This window comes from Burkholderia aenigmatica (assembly GCF_048627025.1).
Lineage (GTDB): Bacteria > Pseudomonadota > Gammaproteobacteria > Burkholderiales > Burkholderiaceae > Burkholderia > Burkholderia aenigmatica.
Genome location: NZ_CP184468.1, coordinates 2,937,886 through 2,961,959, shown reverse-complemented (window position 1 = coordinate 2,961,959; position 24,074 = coordinate 2,937,886). Strand labels below are relative to the sequence as shown.

23 protein-coding genes are annotated in these 24,074 nt (G+C 68.8%); 9 read left to right on the top strand and 14 right to left on the bottom strand.

Features of this window, described 5'->3' with window-relative positions; genetic code table 11:
• The first annotated feature begins 1 nt into the window (after window position 1).
• Window positions 2–946, top strand: a complete 945-nt coding sequence (locus ACN8ZM_RS13890) for a ketopantoate reductase family protein (RefSeq protein WP_420210151.1) — start codon at window positions 2–4, stop codon at window positions 944–946.
• Between the two features lie 268 nt (window positions 947–1,214).
• Entirely contained in the window at window positions 1,215–2,612 is a 1,398-nt protein-coding gene (locus tag ACN8ZM_RS13885) for an MFS transporter (RefSeq protein ID WP_420210150.1), read from the top strand.
• 30 nt (window positions 2,613–2,642) lie between these two features.
• Here the strand turns inward: ACN8ZM_RS13885 and kynA are convergent, their stop codons facing one another.
• The 3 genes from kynA to kynB all read right to left on the bottom strand — a co-directional run bounded on the left by kynA (window position 2,643) and on the right by kynB (window position 5,573).
• Window positions 2,643–3,575, bottom strand: coding sequence for a tryptophan 2,3-dioxygenase (gene kynA / locus ACN8ZM_RS13880; protein ID WP_420211000.1), 933 nt, complete (start codon window positions 3,573–3,575; stop codon window positions 2,643–2,645).
• Window positions 3,576–3,653: 78 nt separating this feature from the next.
• On the bottom strand, window positions 3,654–4,907 hold the full coding sequence (gene kynU, locus ACN8ZM_RS13875) for a kynureninase (RefSeq protein WP_420210149.1): 1,254 nt from the start codon (window positions 4,905–4,907) through the stop codon (window positions 3,654–3,656).
• Between the two features lie 24 nt (window positions 4,908–4,931).
• Window positions 4,932–5,573 carry an arylformamidase gene (kynB, locus tag ACN8ZM_RS13870; RefSeq protein WP_043190116.1) on the bottom strand — a complete coding sequence of 214 codons (642 nt, stop codon included), beginning with the start codon at window positions 5,571–5,573 and terminating at the stop codon, window positions 4,932–4,934.
• Between the two features lie 130 nt (window positions 5,574–5,703).
• Between kynB and ACN8ZM_RS13865 the strand changes: the two genes are divergently transcribed.
• Entirely contained in the window at window positions 5,704–6,204 is a 501-nt protein-coding gene (locus ACN8ZM_RS13865; protein ID WP_006477992.1) for an Lrp/AsnC family transcriptional regulator, read from the top strand.
• On the opposite strand, the gene ACN8ZM_RS13860 is transcribed toward ACN8ZM_RS13865, so the two are convergent.
• The 3 genes from ACN8ZM_RS13860 to ACN8ZM_RS13850 form a co-directional block, all read right to left on the bottom strand.
• Window positions 6,191–6,697: a flavin reductase family protein gene (locus ACN8ZM_RS13860; protein ID WP_043190113.1), complete on the bottom strand. Its 507-nt coding sequence runs from the start codon at window positions 6,695–6,697 to the stop codon at window positions 6,191–6,193. The two genes, ACN8ZM_RS13865 and ACN8ZM_RS13860, sit on opposite strands and share 14 nt — an antisense overlap.
• A 302-nt stretch (window positions 6,698–6,999) precedes the next feature.
• Entirely contained in the window at window positions 7,000–7,665 is a 666-nt protein-coding gene (locus ACN8ZM_RS13855) for a hypothetical protein (RefSeq protein WP_089451182.1), read from the bottom strand.
• Window positions 7,662–9,068 carry a selenium-binding protein SBP56-related protein gene (locus tag ACN8ZM_RS13850; protein ID WP_043190107.1) on the bottom strand — a complete coding sequence of 469 codons (1,407 nt, stop codon included), beginning with the start codon at window positions 9,066–9,068 and terminating at the stop codon, window positions 7,662–7,664. Before ACN8ZM_RS13850 ends, ACN8ZM_RS13855 begins: the two co-directional genes overlap by 4 nt.
• A 582-nt stretch (window positions 9,069–9,650) precedes the next feature.
• Between ACN8ZM_RS13850 and msrA the strand changes: the two genes are divergently transcribed.
• Window positions 9,651–10,211, top strand: coding sequence for a peptide-methionine (S)-S-oxide reductase MsrA (msrA, locus tag ACN8ZM_RS13845; protein ID WP_420210148.1), 561 nt, complete (start codon window positions 9,651–9,653; stop codon window positions 10,209–10,211).
• A 33-nt stretch (window positions 10,212–10,244) separates the two neighbouring features.
• On the opposite strand, the gene ACN8ZM_RS13840 is transcribed toward msrA, so the two are convergent.
• From ACN8ZM_RS13840 to pdxH, 3 genes are all read right to left on the bottom strand, one after another.
• Entirely contained in the window at window positions 10,245–11,534 is a 1,290-nt protein-coding gene (locus ACN8ZM_RS13840; protein WP_420210147.1) for a DUF72 domain-containing protein, read from the bottom strand.
• Window positions 11,535–11,557: 23 nt separating this feature from the next.
• Window positions 11,558–12,778, bottom strand: coding sequence for an SAM-dependent methyltransferase (locus tag ACN8ZM_RS13835; RefSeq protein ID WP_043190098.1), 1,221 nt, complete (start codon window positions 12,776–12,778; stop codon window positions 11,558–11,560).
• Window positions 12,779–12,899: 121 nt separating this feature from the next.
• Window positions 12,900–13,544: a pyridoxamine 5'-phosphate oxidase gene (gene pdxH, locus ACN8ZM_RS13830; RefSeq protein WP_089451179.1), complete on the bottom strand. Its 645-nt coding sequence runs from the start codon at window positions 13,542–13,544 to the stop codon at window positions 12,900–12,902.
• A 128-nt stretch (window positions 13,545–13,672) separates the two neighbouring features.
• On the opposite strand from pdxH, the gene ACN8ZM_RS13825 reads away from it, so the two are divergent.
• Window positions 13,673–14,530 (top strand): tRNA threonylcarbamoyladenosine dehydratase, encoded by an 858-nt coding sequence (locus tag ACN8ZM_RS13825; RefSeq protein ID WP_043190093.1) that lies wholly within the window; start codon window positions 13,673–13,675, stop codon window positions 14,528–14,530.
• Window positions 14,531–14,645: 115 nt separating this feature from the next.
• Here the strand turns inward: ACN8ZM_RS13825 and trxA are convergent, their stop codons facing one another.
• Together trxA and ACN8ZM_RS13815 are read right to left on the bottom strand one after the other, a co-directional pair.
• Complete coding sequence (gene trxA / locus ACN8ZM_RS13820) at window positions 14,646–15,494, bottom strand: thioredoxin (RefSeq protein ID WP_043190090.1); 849 nt, start codon at window positions 15,492–15,494, stop codon at window positions 14,646–14,648.
• Window positions 15,495–15,546: 52 nt separating this feature from the next.
• Complete coding sequence (locus ACN8ZM_RS13815) at window positions 15,547–16,428, bottom strand: pirin family protein (RefSeq protein ID WP_043190088.1); 882 nt, start codon at window positions 16,426–16,428, stop codon at window positions 15,547–15,549.
• A 260-nt stretch (window positions 16,429–16,688) separates the two neighbouring features.
• Between ACN8ZM_RS13815 and ACN8ZM_RS13810 the strand changes: the two genes are divergently transcribed.
• Window positions 16,689–17,567, top strand: coding sequence for an EamA family transporter (locus tag ACN8ZM_RS13810; RefSeq protein WP_179258737.1), 879 nt, complete (start codon window positions 16,689–16,691; stop codon window positions 17,565–17,567).
• 54 nt (window positions 17,568–17,621) lie between these two features.
• On the opposite strand, the gene ACN8ZM_RS13805 is transcribed toward ACN8ZM_RS13810, so the two are convergent.
• Both ACN8ZM_RS13805 and tsaE read right to left on the bottom strand, forming a co-directional pair.
• Window positions 17,622–19,148, bottom strand: coding sequence for an N-acetylmuramoyl-L-alanine amidase (locus ACN8ZM_RS13805; protein ID WP_420210146.1), 1,527 nt, complete (start codon window positions 19,146–19,148; stop codon window positions 17,622–17,624).
• Window positions 19,130–19,684 carry a tRNA (adenosine(37)-N6)-threonylcarbamoyltransferase complex ATPase subunit type 1 TsaE gene (tsaE, locus tag ACN8ZM_RS13800; RefSeq protein WP_043190084.1) on the bottom strand — a complete coding sequence of 185 codons (555 nt, stop codon included), beginning with the start codon at window positions 19,682–19,684 and terminating at the stop codon, window positions 19,130–19,132. Before tsaE ends, ACN8ZM_RS13805 begins: the two co-directional genes overlap by 19 nt.
• Window positions 19,685–19,701: 17 nt before the next feature.
• Between tsaE and queG the strand changes: the two genes are divergently transcribed.
• The 3 genes from queG (at window position 19,702) to xerD (ending at window position 22,419) form a co-directional block, all read left to right on the top strand.
• Window positions 19,702–20,937, top strand: coding sequence for a tRNA epoxyqueuosine(34) reductase QueG (queG, locus tag ACN8ZM_RS13795; RefSeq protein WP_420210145.1), 1,236 nt, complete (start codon window positions 19,702–19,704; stop codon window positions 20,935–20,937).
• A gap of 64 nt (window positions 20,938–21,001) precedes the next feature.
• On the top strand, window positions 21,002–21,469 hold the full coding sequence (locus ACN8ZM_RS13790; RefSeq protein WP_111016246.1) for a methylated-DNA--[protein]-cysteine S-methyltransferase: 468 nt from the start codon (window positions 21,002–21,004) through the stop codon (window positions 21,467–21,469).
• Window positions 21,469–22,419 carry a site-specific tyrosine recombinase XerD gene (xerD, locus tag ACN8ZM_RS13785; RefSeq protein ID WP_043190077.1) on the top strand — a complete coding sequence of 317 codons (951 nt, stop codon included), beginning with the start codon at window positions 21,469–21,471 and terminating at the stop codon, window positions 22,417–22,419. The genes ACN8ZM_RS13790 and xerD overlap by 1 nt, the downstream gene beginning before the upstream one ends.
• 48 nt (window positions 22,420–22,467) lie before the next feature.
• Here xerD and ACN8ZM_RS13780 read toward each other — a convergent pair whose 3' ends face one another.
• Window positions 22,468–24,030, bottom strand: a complete 1,563-nt coding sequence (locus ACN8ZM_RS13780; RefSeq protein WP_420210144.1) for a class I adenylate-forming enzyme family protein — start codon at window positions 24,028–24,030, stop codon at window positions 22,468–22,470.
• Between the last annotated feature and the right edge of the window lie 44 nt (window positions 24,031–24,074).

Genomic DNA, 24,074 nt, shown 5'->3' with positions numbered 1-24,074 from the left:
GATGAGGATTGCGATTCTGGGCGCCGGTGCGATGGGCTCGCTGTTCGGCGGGCTGCTGGCCGAAAGCGGCGAGGCCGTCACGCTGATCGACGTGAACGACGCGCATCTCGATGCGATCCGCCGTGACGGGATGCGCATCGATGACGATCGTGGTGAACGCACCATCCGTACGTTGCAGGCCGTGCGGCCGGAAGCCGCGAATGCGGACGCAGCCGCATCGCCCGACACACCGTTCGACCTGCTGATCGTTTTCACGAAGTCGCTGCACACGCGCCACGCGCTGGACGGCGTGCGCGCACTGCTGAGCCCCTACACGTACGTGCTGACGCTGCAGAACGGGCTGGGCAACGTCGAGACGTTGAATGCGTTCGTGCCGATCGAGCGCATTCTCGTCGGCGTCACGACCTGGCCCGCCGATCTTGCCGGGCCAGGCCACGTGCATTCGCACGGTGCGGGCGTCATCAAGATGATGACGGCCGACGGCGCGGAGCGCATGTTCGCGGCCGCCGTCGCCGATGCACTGTCGCGCGCGGGGCTCGCGTGCTCGCTCGATGACGACGTGTGGGCTGCGATCTGGGAGAAGGTCGCGTTCAATGCGGCGCTCAACACGCTGTGCGCGGTGACACGTTGCACGGTCGACCAGCTCGGCGAACACCACGACGGGCTGCGGCTCGCACAGACGATCGCCGCCGAGACGGCGGCGGTCGCGCGCGCGAAGGGCATCGCGGTCGACGGCGAGCGCATCGCGCGCAACGTCGAGCATGCGATCCGCGAGCATCGCGGCCATCGCCCGTCGATGCTGCAGGACGTGCTCGCGGGCCGTCGCACGGAAATCGACGCGATCAGCGGCAAGGTCGTCGCGGCCGCGCGCGAAGCGGGCTTCGCGGTGCCGCATGCGGAAACGCTGCTCGCACTGGTCAGGCTGATCGACGCGCGGATGAACTGAGCATCAGGCTGGCGGCGCTGCCTGCGCCGCACGACGATACGGGCGCGTCGCGCGCAGACGACGGCACCGGATCGGGACGGGTTGGACGAGACACCGGAGCCGCCGCCGACGCGTCGACACCGGCCGACTGCGCAGCACGAGATCCGGGCACGCGCCACTGCGCGGCAGCCCGGACAACCGGAGACGCCATGAAAGCCATCGAACGCCGTTGTCTTGCCGCGCGCCGTGCGCGCACGTTGCCGCGTCAGCGCGGCGCACGGGAGGCCGCATGAGCACGCGCGACGGATTGCAGTCGCCGTCCGTCGACATCGGCGCGACGCTCGACGACGGGCCGTTCACGACGATGCAGCGCGGCGTGGTGCTGCTCGCCGCGCTCGCGATCGTGCTCGACGGCTTCGACGGCCAGCTGATCGGCTTCGCGATTCCGGTGTTGATCCGCGAATGGGGCATCACACGTGGCGCGTTCGCGCCGGCGGTGGCGGCCGGGCTGATCGGGATGGGGATCGGCAGCGCGTGCGCGGGGATCGTCGCGGATCGCTTCGGCCGTCGCCAGGCCGTGATCGGCAGCGTGTTCCTGTTCGGCATCGCGACCTGCGCGATCGGCTTCGCACCGGACGTCACGGCGATCGCGATGCTGCGCTTCGTCGCGGGGCTCGGCATCGGCGGTGCATTGCCGACGGCCACGACGATGACGGCCGAATACACGCCCGCGCGGCGCCGCACGATGATGGTGACCGCGACGATCGTCTGCGTGCCGCTCGGCGGAATGCTGGCCGGCCTGTTCGCGCACGAGGTGCTGCCGCGCTACGGCTGGCGCGGGCTGTTCTTCGCGGGTGGTGCGTTGCCGCTCGTGCTCGGCTTCGTGCTCGTGCGTGCGCTGCCCGAATCGCCGCGCTATCTCGCGCGGCGCCCTGCGCGCTGGCCGGAACTCGGCGCGCTGCTCGCCAGGATGCAGCGGCCGGTCGCGCCGGGCACCGTGTTCACCGATCTGAAAGATGCACGCGCGGCAGGCGGCCGCGGCGGCTTCGGCGCGCTGTTCGCGAGCGGTCAGGCGCGCGACACGATCGCCCTGTGGTGCGCGTTCTTCATGTGCTTGCTCGCCGTCTATGCGGCGTTCAGCTGGCTGCCGACGATGCTGGCGGCGAGCGGGCTGAGCGTGTCGGTCGCGGGTACCGGGCTCACCGCGTACAACCTCGGCGGCGTGATCGGCGCGCTGCTGTGCGCATGGACGATCGCGCATGCCGGGTCGCGCTGGCCGCTCGTGCTGTGCAGCATCGGCGGCGCGGCGAGCGCGGTGTGGCTGATGGGCGTCGATGCCAGCCGCCACACGGGCTGGCTGATCGTCGGGCTCGGCCTGCACGGATTGTTCGTCAACGCGGTGCAGTCGACGATGTATGCGCTCTGCGCGTACATCTACCCGACCGCGGTGCGCGCGACGGGCACCGCGAGCGCGCTCGCGTTCGGCCGGCTCGGCGCGATCCTCAGCGCGTTCGCGGGCGCGGTCGTGATCACCACGGGCGGCGCCACGGCCTACCTGACGATGCTGGCGATCGCGATGGGGGTGGTCTGCGTCGCGCTGCTCGTCGTGCGACGGCATATTCCGCGACTGTCGCGCGCGGCGGTGCAGCCGCGCGAAGGGGAGGAACTGGCCCGCACGTCGTCGTGACGGCGCGCGGGCCCAGGGGCGAGTCGTGCGTTACAGCGTGGTGCGCACGTGCCAGAGCTCGGGGAACAGGACGACGTCGAGCATCTTGCGCAGGTACGGCGCGCCGCTGGTGCCGCCCGTGCCCTGCTTGAAGCCGATGATGCGCTCGACGGTCGTCACGTGACGGAAGCGCCACTGGCGGAACGCATCCTCGAGATCGACGAGTTCCTCGGCCATCTCGTACAGCTCCCAGTGCTGCTGCGGGTGACGGTACACCTCGAGCCACGCGGCTTCGACCGTCTCGTCATGCCGGGTCGGCTGCGTCCAGTCGCGTTCGAGCCGCTCCGCCGCGATCGGGAAGCCGCGCCGCGCGAGCAGGCGCACGACTTCATCGTAGAACGACGGCGCTTCGAGCGTCGCACGCACTTGCTCGAGGATGTCGGGCCGGTGAGCATGCGGCTGCAGCATCTGCACGTTCTTGTTGCCGAGCAGGAATTCGAGCTGCCGATACTGGTACGACTGGAAGCCCGACGACTGCCCGAGATACGGCCGCATCGCCGAATATTCGGACGGCGTCATCGTCGACAGCACGTTCCACGCCTGCACGAGCTGTTCGAGGATGCGCGACACGCGCGCGAGCATCTTGAACGCCGGCGGCAGCGCGTCGGTGCGCACCGCATCGAGTGCGCCGCGCAGCTCGAACAGCGCGAGCTTCATCCACAGCTCGCTCGTCTGATGCTGGATGATGAACAGCATCTCGTTGTGATCGGGCGACAGCGGATGCTGCGCGTCGAGGATCGAATTCAGCGACAGGTAGTCGCCATAGCTCATCGACTTCGAGAAATCGAGCTGCGCGTCGTGCCAGCCGGCATCGCCGGGCACGTGCGACGTTTCGTGCGCGGCCGGGGCCGGTTGCGCCGTATGCGCGGCGCGTGCGCCCGAGAACGGGCAGCCCGCCGGCGCGTCGTTGCCGGGTGGCTGCATATGACCAGAATTCACGACTATCTCCAGATTTGAATGACGGGGCGCGGCGCGCGGCTTGCGCGCGCCGGGCGAGGCCGATCAGGTCACCGCGCCGCGTTCGGCGAACTCGGGCGCCTTCCACGCGTCGGTGGCGAGGATGTCGCGCAGCGTCTCGACGGCATCCCACACGTCGGCGAAGCGCGTATAGAGCGGCGTGAAGCCGAAGCGCAGCACGTACGGTTCGCGGTAGTCGCCGATCACGCCGCGCGCGATCAGCGCCTGCATCACTTCGTAGCCGTGCGGATGTTCGAAGCTCGCCTGCGAGCCGCGCTGGTGATGCGCGCGCGGCGTGACGAGCTTCAGCGACAGGCCCGCGCAGCGCGCTTCGACGAGCGCGATGAACGCGTCGGTCAGCGCGAGCGACTTGCGGCGGATCGCGTGCATGTCGGTCTGCAAGAACACGTCGAGCCCGCATTCGACCATCGACATCGACACGATCGGCTGCGTGCCGCACAGGAAGCGCGCGATGCCCGGATCGGGCGCGAAGCCCGGCTGCATCGCGAACGGTGCGCGGTGGCCCCACCAGCCGGACAGCGGCTGCGAGAAATGCGCGTGATGGCGCTGCGGCACCCACACGAAGGCGGGCGAGCCGGGGCCGCCGTTCAGGTACTTGTACGTGCAGCCCACCGCGCCGTCCGCGCGCGCGCCGTTCAGGTCGACCGGCACCGCGCCGGCCGAGTGCGCGAGATCCCACAGCATCAGCGCGCCCGCGTCGTGCACGAGCTGCGTGACGGCCGGCATGTCGTGCATGTAGCCGGTGCGGTAGTTCACGTGCGTGATCATCGCGACGGCCGTGTCCGCGCCGAGTGCGTCGGGCAGGTCGGCCGGGTCGTCGATCAGGCGCAGTTCGTAGTCGCCGCCGAGCTGTTCGATCAGCCCCTGCGCGATATACAGGTCGGTCGGGAAGTTCGAGCGTTCCGACACGATCACGCGGCGCTCGGGCGCGCGCTCGGCCTGATGGCGCACCATCGCCGACAGCAGCTTGAACAGGTTGATCGAGATCGTGTCGGTCACGACCGTCTCGCCGGGGGCGCCGCCGATCAGCGTCGCGAGCTTGTCGCCGAGACGGCGCGGCAGCGCGAACCAGCCAGCCGTGTTCCAGCTGCGGATCAGGCCTTCGCCCCATTCGGCGCCGATTACCTGCTGCGCGCGGGCGGCCGACGCGCTCGGCTGCGCGCCGAGCGAGTTGCCGTCGAGGTAGATCACGCCGTCGGGCAGGGAGAACTGGTCGCGCAGCGGGGCGAGCGGATCGTCGCGGTCGAGCGCGAGCGCGTCTTCACGGGTCTTGATCATGATGTGGGTCGTCAGTCGGGGTAATCAGGAGGCACGCGCGGGGAGCGCGCGCAGCACCGCGCGCACGGGGCTCGCGTCGAGCGTCGCGAATTTCAGCGGCAGTGCGATCAGTTCGTAGTCGCCGGGCGGCACGTCGTCGAGCACGATGCCTTCGAGGATCGCCATCCGGTGCGCGCGCACGCGGTGATGCGCATCCATCGTCTTCGATTCCTGCGGGTCGAGCGACGGCGTATCGATGCCGATCAGCTTTACGCCGTGCGCGGCCAGCAGGTCGATGGTGTCCGGCGCGACCGCGCAGAAGCCGGTATCCCATTGCGCGAGCGGCGCCTGCGCATAGGTGCGCAGCAACACGCGCGGCGGTACGCCGTCGAGCGCGGCCGCGACATCGGCCGGCTGCACGACCGGCGATGCGCCGATGCAATGGATCACGCGGCATGGGCCGAGGTAGGTATCGAGCGGCACGGCGCCGATCGGCGCGCCGTCGGCGTCGTAGTGCAGCGGTGCGTCGCAGTGCGCGCCCGTGTGCGGCGACAGCGTCAGGCGCGCGACGTTGACCGGCGAGCCGGCCTCCATCCGCCACACGCGTTCGACGGAAACCGGCGTATCGCCCGGCCACACGGGGGTGGCGGGGCTGACAGGCGGCGAGATGTCCCAGAGGGTGTCCATGGCATGACGATTCGGTGAGTCGATCCTTCGAATGATAGGTGGACGCTCGTAGAAAGTGCTTGCGAAATAAACATGGACAATCCGCCGGATTGGCAGATAATTCGACTCAGAGGGAAAACGGGGACCAAAAATGCACGCGATCACGCTCGATGCCACCGACTGCCGGATTCTGGCGGTACTGCAGGAAGAGGGCAGAATCAGCAATCTCGATCTGGCGGAACGGATTTCGCTTTCGCCATCCGCCTGTCTGCGCCGCATGCGCCTGCTCGAGGAGCAGGGCGTGATCGAGCACTATCGCGCGTGCCTGAGCCGCGAGAAGCTCGGCTTCGAGCTCGAGGCGTTCGTTCAGGTGTCGATGCGCAACGAAGAAAATCAATGGCACGAGCGCTTCGCGGAAGCGCTGCGCGAATGGCCGGAGGTGGTCGGTGCGTTCGTCGTGACCGGCGAAAGCCACTATCTGCTGCGCGTGCTCGCGCACAACCTCAAGCACTATTCGGATTTCGTGCTGAACCGGCTCTACAAGGCGCCGGGCGTGATGGACATCCGTTCGAACATCGTGCTGCAGACGCTGAAGGATGAAGCCGGCGCGCCGGTCGGGCTGGCGCGCACGGGGGCGATCAAAGCGGTGTAAGGCCGTGGAAGCCGCCGCCGTGGAACACGAGCGGCGCTTCGGCGTTCGGCACGCGGACGCCGCAACGCTCCACTTCGCCGACGAAGATCACGTGATCGCCTTCGTCGTAGCGGCTGCGGTTGTGGCACTCGAACCACGCGAGCGCGCCGTCGAGCACCGGCATCCCGGAGTTACCGGCCGCATGCGCGATCCCTTCGAAGCGGTCGCCCTTGTAGCTCGAGAAGCGCTTGCACAGGTCGAGCTGCGACGCGGCGAGCACGTTCACCACGTAATGGCTGTTGCCGCGGAACACCGGCGTCGATGCCGATTTGTGCGCGAGGCTCCATAGCACGAGCGGCGGATCGAGCGACACCGAGTTGAACGAACTCGCGGTGATGCCGATCAGCTGCCCGGACGGCGCCTGTGTCGTGATGACGGTCACGCCCGTCGCGAACTGGCCGAGTGCCTGGCGGAACGCGGTCACGTCGAAATCCGGCGGAGTGGCGCGGCTCATCGGGCGGCCATCCGGAACGAAACGGGCGGGCACGGCGCGCGGCGGGTGCAACGGGCGGGGTGGACGAAAGGCGACAAGGCGGTCGGAGCGGAAGTGGTGCGCATGGCCCGATTTTAGCGGAATCGGGGCCGCCGGGCCCGGCCAGGCGGCGCAATGCGGCGATAGGGTGACGTAGCGAACACTGCGCGCGCTGCCGGATGCGCGATTGCGTGCGTCCACCCCGGCCGTTCTGTCGCGTTTCTTGTGCAGTGTCGCTGCGCTGGCCGGTACGGCGGCGTCACCCCAGGTCATCGATACCCGCGCTATCGCGCCGCCGCCAGTCCGAGCGACAGCGCGCCCGTCACGATCAGACTCGACGCCCACACGGCATCGAGATTGAACCAGCTCCGCGACACGAATTTCAGCCCGAGATAGCGGTACACGAGCCACGCGAGCCCGCCGCCGGCGCCGATCATCGCGATCGCATGCACGGCCGCGACGACCAGCGCCATCCCGAGATGCGCATCGACGAGCGTGGCCGCCGCGCGGTGGCCGGCGTCCCGGTCGAGCCCGCACAACCCGAGGTAGATCGGCACCAGCATCAGCCCCGCGCCATGCGCGATCGCGACCGCGAACGACCACAGGCCGAGCCGGGCGGGCGGAATCCGCGCGAGCGCGCGCGGATGCCGGCGCCGGATCAGCAGCACGGCGCCGAAGCCGATCACGAGCGCGCTCGCGCCGATCCGGATCGCCGTTTGCCACGCGAGCAGCGCGGCGAGCAGCCCGAACGGCAGCATCACCGTGAAGACCGCGAGCGCATGGCCGAGTGCGAGATAGCCGAGCGCCGCGACGAGCGCGCCGCCGCGGCGCGTCATCAGCGCGTTCGACACCGCGAGCGGCCAGCCCATCGCGGGGTTGAGCCCGTGATACACCCCGCTCGCGAGCACGGCCGCCCACAGCGCGAGCGGGGCGTGAAGGCTGGCGTTCAACGCTTGACCGACGGATAGCAGAACGAGTCGGTCGAGCAGTCGCCGCCTTCGAGCCGGATCTGGTGCGCGCGATAGCCGTCGGGGAACTCGACCCAGTAGTCGTTGGCGAGCGTCAGCCCGCCTTCCGGCCCCACATGCGCGAGTACCTGCGCGGCCGGCACGCCGTCCGGGTAGAACTGGTCGTCCCACGTCGAATAGAGCGAGTTGGTCCAGTACACGCGCTTCCCGTCGCGGCTGATCTCGACCATTTGCGGGCCGCCGGCGAACGCGCGGCCGTTCGTGTGCGGCGCGCGGCGCACGATGCCGCCGATGCGCACCGACCCCGCGAGCACCGGGTGGTGCGGATCCGACACGTCGTACTGGCGCATCTCGCCGGTGCCCCAGCACGATACGTAGAGGAAGCGGTCGTCGAGCGACAGGTCGATGTCGGTCACGAGCGGCGGCACGGCGCCGAATCCCTTGAGCAGCGGCGGCAGTTCGTCGGCCGCGGCCGGCTCGGCCGGGATCGTCGCCGTCTTCTTCACATGGAACTGGCCGCCTTCGCGCCACCAGGTCCAGATCGAGCCTTCGAGATTCGTCGTGTCGACCACGACGCCGACGAACCCGTATTCGCGCACCGGGTCGTGCGCGGGCCGCACCTCGAGCGCCATCTGGTGATTCGCGCCGAGATCGATCGTCTGCACGTTGCGCCGCGCGCGCAGGTCCCAGAAATGCAGCCGGTGCCCGTATTTGTTCGCGAGCAGGTCCTCGGGGACGATGCCGTTCTCGAACTGCGGCGGCAGCGCCCATTCGCTCGACACCATGTAGTCGCGCGGCAGGTTCCACCAGAAGTCGTAATGCTTGTCCTGCGGGCCGCGGTCGATCTCCCAGCGGCCGAGCACGTCGAAGGTTTCGCAATCCATGATGAAGATGCCGGGCGCGCCGTCGGTGCCGTCCTTGCCCGCGCCGCCGAGCGTGCTCACGTAGATGCCCTCGGGGCCGCAATGCACGGTGTGCGGGCGCGAGTAGCCGGTCTTTGCGAAGATCTCGCCGGGTTCGACGATCTTGTGGATGCGCGCCTGCGTCGGGTGCGGCTTCGTGTCGATCACGTAGATGCGCGACGAGCGCAGGCCCGGGATGATCAGGAAGCGGCGCTCGAGAAACGCGTGGCCCGTGAGCGGCGACAGCGACGACGAACAGGCATTCCAGCCGAAGTGGTGAAACTCGTCGCCGGTGTTCGGCATCGTGACCGTGTGCACGATTTTTCCGTAGGTCGACGAGCCGGGCTTCACGTCGATCACGGCGAGCGCGTCGGGTCTGGAAAAATCGGGGCTCAGCAACAACGTATAGGCAAACTCTTCCGCCGGCGCCTGCATCGCAAGCTCGGGCGAAGCGTGAAACGTCGGGTCAGGCCGCATGCTCATGGTGATGCCCTCTCGATGGTGTCGGATCGTGGCCGCATGGCCGTTCGTTGCGGACGTGCGGGCCGGGGTGGCCGCGCGGCGCGCGACACGCCGGCGGGAGCGATCGGCTGGCGGATGCACGCGTCGGCGACACGTGCAGCGCCGTGCATCAGATCGTGAAAGCGGATAAAGGCGATGGGCCGGCTCGCCGCACCTGGCGCAACACGGGGGCACGGCAGGGTGATGGCGCAGTCGAAGCGGCAGCCCGCGACGCGGCAACGGCGGGGCGGGTGACGAGGGTGATTTCTGTTGAGGCGTGCATATCGATGTTCCGGCAGATGATGTTTGCATCAGGGTCGGGCATGCATCGGACGCGATGCGCGGCGCGACGGGTTTGCCGTCGGGTTCGCGCGTGCCTCAGTGTAGACGAGAAAAGGGTGTGCCGTTCGCGCGCGGTACCTGTCCAATCGGCCGGGTTCGCACGCGAGTGAGATACTTGTCGAAGTGCCGCTGCGCCCCGCATCCTGCGCGGGCAGCGGCGATGCGTAACGATGGCGCCGGCGCATGCGTGCCGGCTGCCGTCATCAACGAGGGGCTGATTTCATGGGGAACGAAATGCTTGAAACCGCGACTGTGGGCGGCGGGTGCTTCTGGTGCACGGAGGCGGTGTTCCTCGACGTCGACGGCGTGACGGCCGTCCAGTCGGGCTATGCGGGCGGCCATACGCGCAATCCCGGCTATCGCGACATCTGCGAAGGCGACACGGGCCACGCGGAAGTCGTCAACGTGACGTTCGATCCGGCGCGCATCGGCTATCGCGAGATCCTCGAGATCTTCTTCGCGACGCACGATCCGACCCAGTTGAACCGGCAGGGCAACGACGTCGGCACGCAGTACCGTTCGGTCGTGTTCACGCATTCGGATGCGCAGCGCGACACGGCGCTCGACGTGATCCGCGTGCTGGAGCGCGAGCAGGTGTTCGGGCAGCCGATCGTCACGCAGGTCGTGCCGCTCGACGACAACTACTGGCCGGCCGAGGACTATCACCAGAACTATTACGCGCGTAACCCGGGGCAGGGCTACTGCTCGGTCGTGATCGGGCCGAAGCTCGCGAAATTCCGGCAGAAGTTCTCGCACCGGCTGAAGTCGCTGCGCGGCGCGTAAGCGCGGCCGGCGCCGGCCGGTTTCAAGCCGGTATCAAGCCGCCTCGTTGCGCCACTGCGCGCACGCGGCGGCGATCTCGCGCGCGAGCGCGATGCACGACAGCGGCGCGGAGCCTTCCGCCTTGTTGTTGATCGTGATGATCACCGGCTGCCCGGCCAGCGCATAGCGCGCGGCCAGTTCGGCGAGCGCCGAGCGCGTGGCCGGATCCTCGTCGACGAGCTTGTCGAACGGCTCGTACTTCGCTTTCGCCTGTTCATACTTGAAGCCGCCGTGCAGGCTCCAGCGCACGATCAGCGGGCCCGGCGCGTCGCCGTCGAGCAGCGCGAGCGCGGCCGCCTGGCGCAGCGGGTCGGGCATCCGTGCGTGCAGGCCGACGCAGTAGCGCACGCCGAGCGCGGCGAGCGCGCGGATGAAGCGCGGCGTGAGCAGGCTCGCGTCGCGAATCTCGATCGCATAGCGGGTGCCGTCGACTTCCGGCGGCAGCGGCGGCAGCGCCGCGAAGAACGCGGCCAGCCGGTCGATCAGCGCGGCCGGCTGGGCAAGCAACTGATCGGGCAGCGGCGAGAACTGGAACACGAGCACGCCGGCTTTCCGGCCGAGCCCTTCGAGGCAAGGCTGCACGAATTCGCGGGTGGCGAGCGCCGCGTCGAGGAAGGTCGGGTTCGGCCCCGACGGTTCGCCGCGCCGGCCGCGGATCACCGCATCGGTCACGGAGGCCGGCGCCTTCACGACGAAGCGGAAATCGTCGGGCACCTGCTGCGCGTAGCGCAGGTAGTCGGCCACCGACAGCGGGCCGTAGAACGACCGGTCGAGGCTCACGCTCTTCAGCAGCGGATGCGCGCCATATGCTTCGAGCCCTTCGCGTGACAGCTTGGTCTGCGCGAAATCGCCGTCGTAGACGATGCCGTCCCAACCGGGGAAATACCACGACGACGTGCCGAGCCGGACATTCGGCGGCAGGCCGGCCGCTGCGTCGGCTACATCCGGCGCGATCGGGGCGGGCAGCACGCCGCGCCGGCGCCGGCCTTTCTTCGGCGGTGCGGCGGGCGGGGACGGTTCGTCCCACAGCTGGCCGGAAGCGGCGGGCGGGGTTTCGTCTGAAGAACGGGAGTGGGTGCGCGGTGCCGGCTGCGCGTCGTCGGACGCGTCCGGTGTCACGTGCTCGTCGGTGTCGGCAGGCCGGCCATCGTCCTCGGGCGACGCGCGTGCAGCGTCGGCCGGCACGCCGAACAGGTCGAATTGCCCGTCGGCGTGCGGCGCATCCGCGTCGTCGTGCTGCTGTCGTTCCGGCGGCGCCTTGCGCCGCGTCCTGCCGTCACCCATGCATGCCCAGCGTGAGGCGCCGCCTAGCGCGGCAGCGCGTGTTCGTACATATAGCGCCGCGACCACGGCAGCGTTTTTGCGCTCTGCCCGGCCTTGCGGCACACGATCTGGAAGATCGACACGTCGTCGTGCTCGAACGCATACGCGCAGCCGGCGAGATACACGCGCCAGATGCGGAATTTTTCGTCGTCGACGAGTTGTCGCGCGGCTTCCGCTTTCGCCTCGAAGTTTTCCGTCCAGATGTCGAGCGTGCGCGCATAGTGCCGTCGCAGGCTTTCGACGTCAATCGCTTCGAGTCCGCCGCGCTGCGCGGCTTCGAGCGCGAGGCTGATGTGCGGCAGCTCGCCGTCCGGGAACACGTAGCGGTCGATGAACTCGCCGCCGCCGAGCGCCGTCTCGCCGCTTTCCGCGTCGGTCGACGTGATCCCGTGGTTCATCGCGATGCCGTCGTCGGCGAGCAGGTCGTGCACGCGCGAGAAATAGAGCGGCAGGTTCTTGCGTCCGACGTGCTCGAACATCCCCACGCTCGTGATGCGGTCGAACTGGCCGTCGATCTCGCGGTAGTCCTGCAGCCGGATCTCGATTTTGTCTTCCAGCCCGGCGGCCTTCACGCGCGCGGTCGCGAGGTCGAACTGATTCTGCGACAGCGTGACGCCGAGGCACTGCGCGCCGAACTTCTGCGCGGCGCGCAGCACGAGCGCACCCCAGCCGCAGCCGATGTCGAGCAGGCGCTGGCCGGGCTGGAGCCGGATCTTCGTCAGGATGTGGTCGATCTTCTTGATCTGCGCGGTGGCGAGATCCTCGTCACCGTTCTCGAAGTACGCGCACGAGTACACCATGTTCTCGTCGAGCCACAGCTGGTAGAACTCGTTCGAGACGTCGTAGTGATACTGGATCGCCTTCTTGTCGGTGCTCTTCGAGTGATTGAAGTAGCGCTTCACGCGCGCCAGCTTGCTCGCGCTCGTCACCGTGTTGCGCGCGAGCGAGTAGCCGATGTTGATGATGTCCGACAGCTTGCCCTCGATGTCGATCTTGCCCTTCACGTACGCCTCGCCGAGATTGTCGAGGCTTGGTTCGAGCAACAGCGGCAACGCCGACGCGCTGTTGACCTTCAACGTGACCTGCGGCGCGCTGAAGGTGCCGAAATCGAGTTGATCGCCGTTCCACAGCACGAGGCGCGCCGGTATGTTCGCTTTCGCCCGTACTTCGTCCGCCCACTGTGCCAGCTTCTTTTCCCAGAACATTTGGATTCTCCGTTTGTTCGTTGAATCGAATACAGCCAAGTATCTTGACCGGCGCCCGCCGCTTGCGACGCGGGCGCCCGGATGTAACACGAGACACGGCCGGCGTGCGCCGGCGCCGCGCTTAAGGCGACAGGCGCGAGATCGACCAGTCCGGCGACGTATCGGCGTCGCGCGTATAGAGCAGGCGGTCGTGCAGCCGCGACGGGCGGCCCTGCCAGAACTCGATCGAGTCGGGCACGAGGCGGTAGCCGCCCCAGTGCGGCGGGCGCGGCGGGTTGTCGCCGTAGCGTTCGCTGACGGCCTGTTCCTGCGCTTCGAGCGTGGCGCGGCTGTCGATCACGGCGCTCTGCTCGGACGCCCATGCGCCGATGCGCGAGCCGAGCGGACGCGACGCGAAATAGCGGTCGCTTTCCTCGGCGCTGGTTTTCTCGATCCGGCCTTCGATGCGCACCTGGCGCTCGAGCTCGATCCAGTAGAACAGCAGGGCGGCCTGCGGATGCGCGGCAAGATCGCGCCCCTTGCGGCTTTCGTAATTGGTAAAGAAGACGAACCCGCGTTCGTCGACGCCCTTGATGAGCACGATGCGTGCCGACGGCCGGCCGTCGTCGCCGACGGTCGCGAGCGTCATCGTGTTCGGCTCGGGCAGCTTGGCGGCGAGCGCCTCCTTGAACCAGCGGTCGAACTGGGCGAAGGGGTCGTGGGCGACATCGGCTTCGTCGAGCGAAGCACGTGAATAGTTGATGCGAAGATCGGCGAGAGTCGTCATGTTATGCAAACGCTTCAATCTGAAACCATTGTAGCCAACGCGCGAGAAACGTGCGTGTACAGTGGCGCGTGCGAGCGGGGAGTTCAGGCAAAATAGAGGGCTGCACGACTTACATTTTCCTTGCTGCCATGTCCGCCGCCGACGCTGCCCCGCCCAGTTCCTCTGATCTTACCCCGACCCCGGAAATCCAGCTTGACGTGGATCGCGCGCGGCGCTTTGGCGGCGTCGCGCGGCTGTACGGCGCGCCGGCGGCCGCCGCATTCGAGCGCGCGCACGTCGCGGTGATCGGCATCGGCGGCGTCGGGTCGTGGGTGGCCGAGGCGCTCGCCCGCAATGCGGTCGGCACGCTGACGCTGATCGACCTCGACAACGTTGCGGAAAGCAATACGAACCGGCAGATCCACGCGCTCGACGGCAATTACGGCAAGCCGAAGGTCGACGCGATGGCCGAGCGGATCGCACTGATCGATCCCGCGTGCCGCGTGAACCGGATCGAGGATTTCGTCGAGCCCGACAACTTCGACGCGCTGCTCGGCGGCGGTTTCGACTACGTGATCGACGCGATCGACAGCGTGCGCACGAAGGTCGCGCTGATCGCGTGGTGTGTCGCGAAGCGCCAGCCGCTCGTCGTGGTCGGCGGCGCGGGCGGTCAGCTCGACCCGACGCGCATCCGGATCGACGATCTCGCGCTGACGATCCAGGATCCGCTGCTGTCGAAGGTGCGCGCGCAGTTGCGCAAGCAGCACGGCTTTCCGCGCGGGCCGAAGGCGCGTTTCAAGGTCAGCGCCGTGTATTCGGACGAGCCGCTGATCTATCCGGAAGCGGCGGCCTGCGACCTCGAGGACGGCGCCGAGCCGTCCGCGGCCGCGCACGTCGCCGGGCTCAACTGTGCGGGATTCGGTTCGAGCGTGTGCGTGACCGCGAGCTTCGGCTTCGCGGCCGCCGCGCATGCGCTGCGCGCGATCGCGGCGCAGGCCGCCGGCTGAGCTGCCGTGAAGCGCGGTCGTTGAGGGATGCGGCGGCGCGTGATACGCGCCGCCGTATGTCATGCGGGGCGATCCCGCAGCCGGGCCGTTGCGGCCCGGCCGGTCACCCATCCGTTCAGTTGAGCGCCATGCTCAGCCTGCGCCGCCACCCGGCGACGAGGTCCGGCCGATCGCCGGCCAGTTCGAACACCGAGATCAGCGTGCGGCGGCCGAGATCGTCGCCGTACGCGCGGTCGCGCGTGACGATTTCCAGCAACTGCTCCACCGCGCCTTCGTACGCGCGCCGCGCGATCAGACTCTGCGCGAGGTCGAAGCGCGCGTCGAGGTCGGCCGGGTTCGCCGCGATGCGTGCTTCGAGTGCGTCGGTCGGCGGCAGGTCGGCCGTGGCTTCGAGCGCGTCGAAGCGGGTCTTGATCGCCTGGTAGCGCGGATCGCCGTTTTGCAGCGTTTGCGGCGACAGCCGCTCGGTCTCGGCGCGCGCGGCGTCGACCTGGTTGCTCGCGAGCAGCAGTTCGATCAGGTCGAGGCGTGCGTCGTCGAAGCCCGGGTTCAGCGCGAGCGCCGCTTCGAGGTGCGTGAGCGCGTCGTCGTAGCGCTCCTCGGCCATCGCGTACTGCGCGGCACGCCGTTCGGCTTCCTCGGGGGCCGGCAGCAGCCGGTCGAGGAAGGCGCGCAGCTGGCCTTCGGGCAGCACGCCGACGAACTGGTCGACCGGGCGCCCGTCGGCGAACGCGATCACGTGCGGAATGCTGCGCGTCTGGAAGTGCGCGGCGAGCTCCTGGTTCTCGTCGACGTTGACCTTCACGAGTTTCCAGCGGCCTTCGTAGTCGCCTTCGAGCTTTTCCAGCAGCGGGCCGAGCGTCTTGCAGGGGCCGCACCACGGCGCCCAGAAGTCGACCAGCACGGGTGCGTCCAGCGACGCCTCGATGACGTCTTTCTCGAATGTGGCAAGCGTGGTGTCCATGTCGTTCTCTTCCGTTCGAATGTCGTCAGGATGGGGGCGGCACGCCCCTTTTTCAACGCGGCTTCGACTCGGGCAGCGGAATCCACTCGGTCTCGCCCGGCACCTTGCCCATTTCCTGGCGCGTCCAGGCTTCTTTCGCGCGCTCGATCGCGTCGCGGCTGCTGGCGACGAAATTCCATTCGATGAAGCGCTCGCCGTCGATCTTGTCGCCGCCGAGCAGCATCGCGCGCGCGCCGCTGCCGCTCGTCAGCGTGACCGCGACCCCGGGCGCGAGCACGGCCATCTGCTCGGCCGGCACCGGCGTGCCGTCGATCGCGAGCTCGCCGTCGACCACATAGACCGCGCGCTCCTCGTGCGACGCGTCGAGCTCGACACGGCCGCCGGCCGCGAATTCGGCCGCGACGTACAGCGTGCGCGAGAACGTCGTGACGGGTGAGCGCAGCCCGAACGCATCGCCGGCGATCACCGTCAGTTCGACGCCGTTTTCGTTGCGGCGCGGCAGCGTCACGGCCGGATGGTGCTCGAACGACGGCTCGGTGGTTTCGTGCGCGCGCGGCAGCGCGACCCAGGTCTGGATCCCGTGCACGGTGTGGCCGTTTTCGCGCTGCGCGTCGGGCGTGCGTTCGGAGTGGACGATCCCGCGGCCGGCCGTCATCCAGTTCACGTCGCCCGGCACGATTTCCTGCAGCGAGCCGAGGCTGTCGCGGTGCAGGATCGCGCCGTCGAACAGGTAGGTGACGGTGGCGAGGCCGATATGCGGATGCGGGCGCACGTCGAGCCCCGTGCCGGGCGGCAGCGCGGCGGGCCCCATGTGATCGAAGAAGATGAACGGGCCGACGAGGCGGGCGGCGAGTGCGGGCAGCGTGCGGCGCACCTGCAGGTTGCCGATGTCGCGCACGTGCGGCTTCAGCAGGGCTTTGATCGGAGCGGTCATGACGGATCCTGTAGGGCGGCGGGGGATGCCGGTCATTGTACTGGCCGTCCGCCGCCGATTCCATGTGCACCGCGCGGGTATCGGGCCGGGGGCCGAAACCCGGTAGACTGACCGGTTTCTCAGGAAAACGCCGGGCCGCCCCGGGTTTTCACCCCAAAGGAAGTCCCGTTCGGGGATGACCGCCTCGGGGAGCCCGGCGCAAAGCGACAGGGCCCGAGCGCACCTTGCACAACAATTCGACAATCGAGGAGCCGCCGATGATGGCCCCGAAGGACTTGCTGCTTGCGCTGGTCGTGATCCTGGCGTGGGGCGTGAACTTCGTCGTGATCAAGGTCGGGCTGCACGGCATGCCGCCGATGCTGCTCGGCGCGCTGCGCTTCACGCTCGCGGCCGTGCCCGCGGTGTTCTTCGTGCGCCGGCCGCAGATTCCGTGGCGCCTGCTGGTGCTGTACGGCGCGACGATCCAGCTCGGCCAGTTCGTGTTCCTGTTCACCGGCATGTACGTCGGCATGCCGGCCGGCCTCGCGTCGCTCGTGCTGCAGTCGCAGGCATTCTTCACGCTCGTGTTCGCGATGCTGTTCCTCGGCGAGCAGTTGCGGATTCAGAACCTGTTCGGGCTCGCGATCGCCGCGGGCGGGCTCGTCGTGATCGCGGCGCAGGGCGGCCGCGAGATGACGCTCGCGGGCTTCCTGCTGACGATCTGTTCGGCCGCGATGTGGGCATTCGGCAACATCGTCACGAAGAAGGTCGGCCGTGCCAACCTGGTGTCGCTCGTCGTGTGGGCAAGCCTGGTGCCGCCCGTGCCGTTCTTCCTGCTGTCGCTGTGGTTCGAAGGCCCGCAACGGATCGCGACCGCGCTCGCCGGGCTGAACGGCGCATCGATCTTCGCGGTCGTCTATCTCGCGTTCGTCGCGACGCTGCTCGGCTATGGGCTGTGGAGCCGCCTGCTGTCGCGCTATCCGGCCGCGCAGGTCGCGCAGTTCTCGCTGCTGGTGCCGATCGTCGGCCTCGCGTCGTCGGCGCTGCTGCTCGACGAGCATCTGACGCGCACGCAATTGATCGGCACGGCGCTCGTGATGGGCGGGCTTGCGGTGAACGTGTTCGGCGGGAAACTGATGCGCCGCTTCGCGGCATCGTGACGCGCCGGCACGCACTGCGTGCCGGCGGCGGGGCGGGGTGGCCGGGTACGGCCGTCAGGCCATCCGGTTCTTCGCGAGCGGCGGATTCGCCGCGAAATAGCGCTTGATGCCGCGGAAGATCGCGTCGGCCATCTGGTCGCGATAGCTGTCGTCGTTCAGGCGGCTCTCCTCTTCCGGGTTGCTGATGAACGCCGTTTCGACGAGGATCGACGGAATGTCGGGCGCCTTCAGCACCGCGAACCCGGCCTGCTCGACCGAGCCCTTGTGCAGCTTGTTGATGCCGCCGACTTCCTTCAGCACGTAGTTGCCGTAGCGCAGCGAATCGCGGATCTGCGCGGTGGTCGACATGTCGAACAGCGCGCGGTTCACGGCCGCGTCAGCCGTCTTGATGTTGATGCCGCCGATCAGGTCGGACGAATTCTCCTTGTTCGCCATCCAGCGCGCCGCGGCGCTGGTCGCGCCGTGATCGGACAGCGCGAACACCGACGAACCGCGCGCGGACGGCGTCGTGAATGCATCGGCGTGGATCGACACGAACAGGTCGGCGCCCACGCGGCGCGCCTTCTGCACGCGCACGTTCAGCGGCACGAAGAAGTCGGCGTCGCGCGTCATCATCGCGCGCATGTTCGGCGCGCCGTCGATCTTCGCGCGCAGCTTCTTCGCGATGTCGAGTGCGATGTGCTTCTCGTACGTGCCGCCGCCGCCGATCGCGCCCGGATCCTCGCCGCCGTGGCCCGGATCGATGGCAACCGTCAGCAGGCGCACGGTGCCGCCCTTGCCGGATTTCGGCGCGGTGAACTTGTAGGTGTCGCTGTCGTCGTCGCTGTCGTCACGGCGCGCGATGACGGGCGGCGGCTTGACGGCGGGCTTCGCGGGCGTCGAAGGGGTGGCGGGCGGCGTGCGCGGCGTGGCCGGCGTGTTCTGCGCGAAGCGCTGGAAGAACGCGTCGCTGTTGTCGCCCGCAGCGGGCGGCGGCGGGGGCGTGCCCGGGCCGGCCAGCGTGGTCGGCGGCTGCATCTGCTGCGCGCGCGCGGTGTCGTTGAGCGCCTGTTCCTTGCGTTCCGTCTGCGCGATCAGGTCGGTCAGCGGATCGGGCGCGACGGCCGGATACAGGTCGAACACGAGCCGGTACTTGTAGGCGCCGACCGGCGGCAGCGTGAACACCTGCGGTTTCACCGACCCTTTCAGGTCGAACACCATCCGCACGACGTGCGGCTGATACTGGCCGACGCGCACCGACTGGATCTGCGGATCGTTCGGCGCGATCTTCGACACGAGGTCGCGCAGCGCCTGGTCGAGATCGAGGCCGGTCAGGTCGACGACGAGACGGTCGGGACCCTGCAGCAGCTGTTGGGTATTCTGCAGCGGCTGGTCGGATTCGATCGTGACGCGCGTGTAATCGCGTGCGGGCCACACGCGCACACCGAGCACCGACGACGCGTGCGCGAGCCGCGGTGCGACGAGACCGAGCACCAGCGTCGACGCGCCCGCGCACAGGATCTGACGGCGCCGCCAGTTGTGCGTCGCGGTGGCCGCCGATTCGATCGAGCGGAACGGTTTGATCAACATCTTTCGAGACATGCCTTTCCTGAAGCGCTGTACGCCCGGACGGTGAGGGCGCGGCCGTCGCCATCCACGTCGAGCGAGAAAACCAGATCGGGTACGCCGAGCAGCGTGCCCGCCTGTTGTGGCCATTCGACGAGGCAGATCGCGCTGGAATTGAAATATTCGCGAAAGCCTGCGTCGGACCATTCGGCCGGATCGTTGAAACGATACAGATCGAAGTGATAGACCTCGAGTTCCCCATCGTCGCGTTCGAGTGCGTACGGCTCGACGAGCGTATAGGTCGGACTGCGCACGCGCCCCGTGTGGCCGAGGCCCCGCAGGATCGCGCGGACGAGGGACGTCTTGCCCGCGCCGAGATCGCCGACCAGCTGGATCTGCAGCCCGTCGAACGCATGCGCGCGGGCGAGTTCGACGCGGGCCGCGTCGAGCGCGTGTGCGAAGCGGGTGCCGAAAGCCTCGGTCGCCGCTTCGTCGGCGAGCGCGATCACGCGCTGCTCGAGCGGGGCAGGCAACGTGACGGCATGAGGCGGATGGCTGGACGTGGCTGACATTCTCGTAAAATAGTGCGATGAACCGATTACCGGAACTCGCCGCATCCGACAGGCCTTCGACTCGTGCCGAAGGCGCGGCACCGTGCGCGCTCGACGATGCGGCGTTGACTGCGCTCGCCGCGCGCATCAGGGCGTGGGGGCGCGAATTGGGTTTCGGGGCGATCGGCATCAGCGATACCGATCTCTCGGATGCCGAAGCAGGCCTCGCCGCCTGGCTGGAAGCCGGATACCACGGCGAAATGGATTATATGGCGAAACATGGGATGAAACGCGCGCGTCCGGCCGAACTTGTGGCCGGTACGCGACGCGTGATTTCCGTGCGGCTCGCCTATTTGCCGGCCGAAACGCTGGCCGGCAACGCGCCTGAAAGCGAGCCGGGCGCGCTCGTGCCGCACGACTGGCGCGCGCGCGAACGGGCCCGGCTCGACGATCCGCAGGCGGCTGTCGTGTCGATCTACGCCCGCGGCCGCGACTATCACAAGGTGCTGCGCAACCGGCTGCAGACGCTCGCCGAGCGCATCGAGCAAGAGATCGGCGCGTTCGGCTACCGCGTGTTCACCGATTCGGCGCCCGTGCTCGAGGTCGAACTCGCGCAGAAGGCTGGTGTCGGCTGGCGCGGCAAGCACACGCTGCTGCTGCAGCGTGACGCGGGGTCGCTGTTCTTTCTCGGCGAAATCTACGTCGACGTGCCGCTGCCGACCGACGCGCACACGTCGCCCGACACCGCGCCCGAGACACCCGGCGCACACTGCGGCAGCTGCACGCGCTGCATCGGCGCCTGCCCGACCGGCGCGATCGTCGAGCCGTACCGCGTCGACGCGCGCCGCTGCATCTCGTACCTGACGATCGAACTGAAAGGCAGCATCCCCGAGCCGCTGCGGCCGATGATCGGCAATCGCGTGTACGGCTGCGACGACTGCCAGCTCGTGTGCCCGTGGAACAAGTTCGCGCAGGCCGCGCCTGTCGCCGATTTCGACGTGCGGCACGGCCTCGATCGCGCGACGCTGGTCGAGCTGTTTGCGTGGGATGCGGACACGTTCGATACGCGGATGCAGGGCAGCGCGATCCGGCGCATCGGCTACGAAAGCTGGCTGCGCAATCTCGCGGTCGGGCTCGGCAATGCGCTGCGCGCGGACGCGGGCCGGCTCGCGCCGGCCGCGCGCGACGCGATCGTCGCTGCGTTGCGCGCGCGGGCCGACGACCCGTCGCCGGTCGTGCGCGAGCATGTCGAATGGGCGCTGCGTGCCGCGTGAAGGCGGCGTAAAGTGTCGTCGGCGCGCGGTGGTGCCGCGTGCATCCATCGGTCAGGAGAGGGCCATGTTCAATGCAGTCATCGACGCGCCGTTCGGCAAGGTCGGCATCCGTACGGACGCCGCGGTGGTGCGCGAGATCGTCTACCTGCCCGAATCGGTGAAGTCGGTCGAGCCGGATTCGCCGCTCGCGAAGCGCGCGGTCAAGCAGATCGAACGTTATTTCGAGCGCGCGTCGGCGCGCTTCGACCTGCCGCTTGCCGAAGTCGGCAGCGCGTTCCAGCATCGCGTGTGGGACGTGATCAGCGATATCCCGCCCGGCACGGTGCTGACCTACGGGCAGGTCGCGAAGCGGATCGGCAGCGCGCCGCGCGCGGTCGGCCAGGCGTGCGGCGCGAACTACTTCCCGCTCGTGATCCCGTGCCATCGCGTCGTCGCGGCGGGCGGCCTCGGCGGCTTCGCGAACCACGACGACAACGGTTATTACCAGAAAGTGAAGCGCTGGCTGCTGGCGCACGAGGGCGTGCCGTACTGATGAGTGAATCGCTGATTTCCCCCGAAGCCGACGGCGATGCCGCCGCGGCGTCCCCTGCGCTGCTGGCAAGCCGTGCGTCGATCGACGTGTTTTGCGATGCGTTGTGGCTCGAGCATGGGCTCGCGCGCAATACGCTCGACGCGTACCGGCGCGATCTGGTGCTGTTTTCCCAATGGCTGGCCGAGACGCACGACGCGCCGCTCGATTCGGTCGACGAAACGATGGTGACGGGCTACATCGCCGCGCGCAGCGACGGCAAGGCGACGTCGTCGAACCGGCGGTTGTCCGTGTTCCGGCGCTATTACGGCTGGGCCGTGCGTGAGCATCGCGCGAGCGCCGACCCGACGCTGCGGATCACGTCCGCGAAGCAGGCCGCCCGGTTTCCGTCGACGTTGTCGGAGGCTCAGGTCGAGGCGCTGCTCGGCGCGCCCGACATCGATACGCCCCTCGGCCTGCGCGATCGCACGATGCTCGAGCTGATGTATGCGAGCGGGCTGCGCGTGAGCGAGCTCGTGATGCTGAAGACCGTCGAGGTCGGGCTCAACGAGGGCGTCGTGCGCGTGATGGGCAAGGGCTCGAAGGAGCGGCTCGTGCCGTTCGGCGAAGTCGCGCACGGCTGGATCGAGCGCTATCTGCGCGATGCGCGGCCGGCGCTGCTCGGCGCGCGCGCGGCCGATGCGCTGTTCGTGACCGCGCGCGGCGACGGCATGACGCGCCAGCAGTTCTGGAACATCATCAAGCGCCACGCACAGCACGCGGACGTGCGTGCGCACCTGTCGCCGCACACGCTGCGGCACGCATTCGCGACGCACCTGCTGAACCACGGCGCCGACCTGCGCGTCGTGCAATTGCTGCTCGGTCACAGCGACATCTCGACCACGCAGATCTATACGCACGTCGCGCGCGAACGGCTGAAGACGCTGCACGCGGAACACCACCCGCGCGGTTAGCGCACGCTTCGCTGCGCGGGCGTTGGCGGGCGCAGCGGCCCGCCTGGGTCAGACCAGCTCGCGCAGCTTGTGCTTCAGCACCTTGCCCGTCGACGCGGCCGGCAGCGCGTCGAGCACGCGCAGGTGCGCGGGGCGCTTGTAAGGCGCGAGCCGTTCCGCACACCATGCGTGCAACGCCGCTTCGTCCGCCGTCGCGCCGGGCACCAGTTCGACGAACGCGAGCACTTCCTCGTTGCCTTCGACCGCGCGGCCGATGACGGCCGCCTGCACGACGTCCGGATGTGCGTTCAGCACCTGTTCGACTTCGACCGGATAGACGTTGAAGCCCGACCGGATGATCAGCTCCTTGCTGCGGCCCGCGATCGTCACCGCGCCGTCCGCTTCCTGCCGCGCGAGATCGCCGGTGCTCAGCCAGCCGTCCGGCGATACTGCCGCGTGTGTCGCGTCCGCGTTGCGGTAGTAGCCGAGCATCACGTTCGGCCCGCGCACGCGGATCTCGCCGACTTCACCCGGCGGCACGTCGGTGCCGTCCGGCGCGACGATCCGCATCTCCACACCGGGAATCGGCACGCCGACCGAGCTGTCGGTGCGCGGCGCGTCGAGCGGCGTCTGCGTGATCGTCGGGCTGCTTTCGGTCATCCCGTAGCCGTTGTGCAGCGGCACGCCGTACAGGCGCTCGACACGTGCCTTCAGGTTCGCGTCGAGCGGCGAGCCGCCCGAATACGCGAAGCGCAGGCGCGGTGCGCGCCATGCGTGGCCGTGCGTGTGCAGGTGTTCGAGCAGCTTCGCGTGCATCGCGGGCACGCCCTGGAAGATCGTGACGCCTTCGTCGGCGAGCGCGACGCGCACGGCTTCCGGCGAGAAGCGCGGGACGAGCCGCAGCGTCGCGCCCGCGTACAGGCTGCCGAGGCAGACCGACGCGAGCCCGTACACGTGCGACACGGGCAGCACCGTGTAGACGACGTCGTCGGGCGACACGCGGCGCAGCGTGCTCGACGTGGCTGCGATGAACAGCAGGTTGCGATGCGACAGCATCACGCCTTTCGGCGTGCCGGTCGTGCCGGTCGTGTAGATCAGCGCCGCGCATTGCGCGGCACCGTCGGCGGCGACCGGTTCGCCCGGCGCGCTCGTGTCGACGCGATACGACCACGCGCCGATGTCGACCGGCAGCGCGCCGGCAGGCGTCGCGTCGTGCCGCGTGGCATGGGTGCGCGCGTCGGGCGATGCGTCGGTGGTGAATGCGATCAGTTTCGGGCGCGCGTGCGCGGCGATCGCGTCGAGTTCGCTGGCCGACAGCCGCGCGTTCGACATGAGTGCCCATGCGTCGAGGCGTGCGACCGCGAACAGCAGCACGATCTGCGCGACGCAGTTTTCGGCGACGATCATCACGCGGTCGCCGCCTTGCACGCCGAGGTTGGCGAGCCGAGCGGCCGCCGCATCGACGGCCTGCGACAGCTCGCCGTACGACAGGCGGCGCGCGTCCTCGATCAGCGCCGGATGCGCGGGCGCCTGCGCGGCCCAGCGTGCGGGCACGTCGGCGATGCGGCGGGGCAGCGCGGCGAGCAGTGCATCGACGTCGAGCGGCTCGGAAGAACGGAGGGACGAGGACATGGCGTCTCCAGAAAAGGGGCGGGCGACGGCTGACGAGGTTGGCG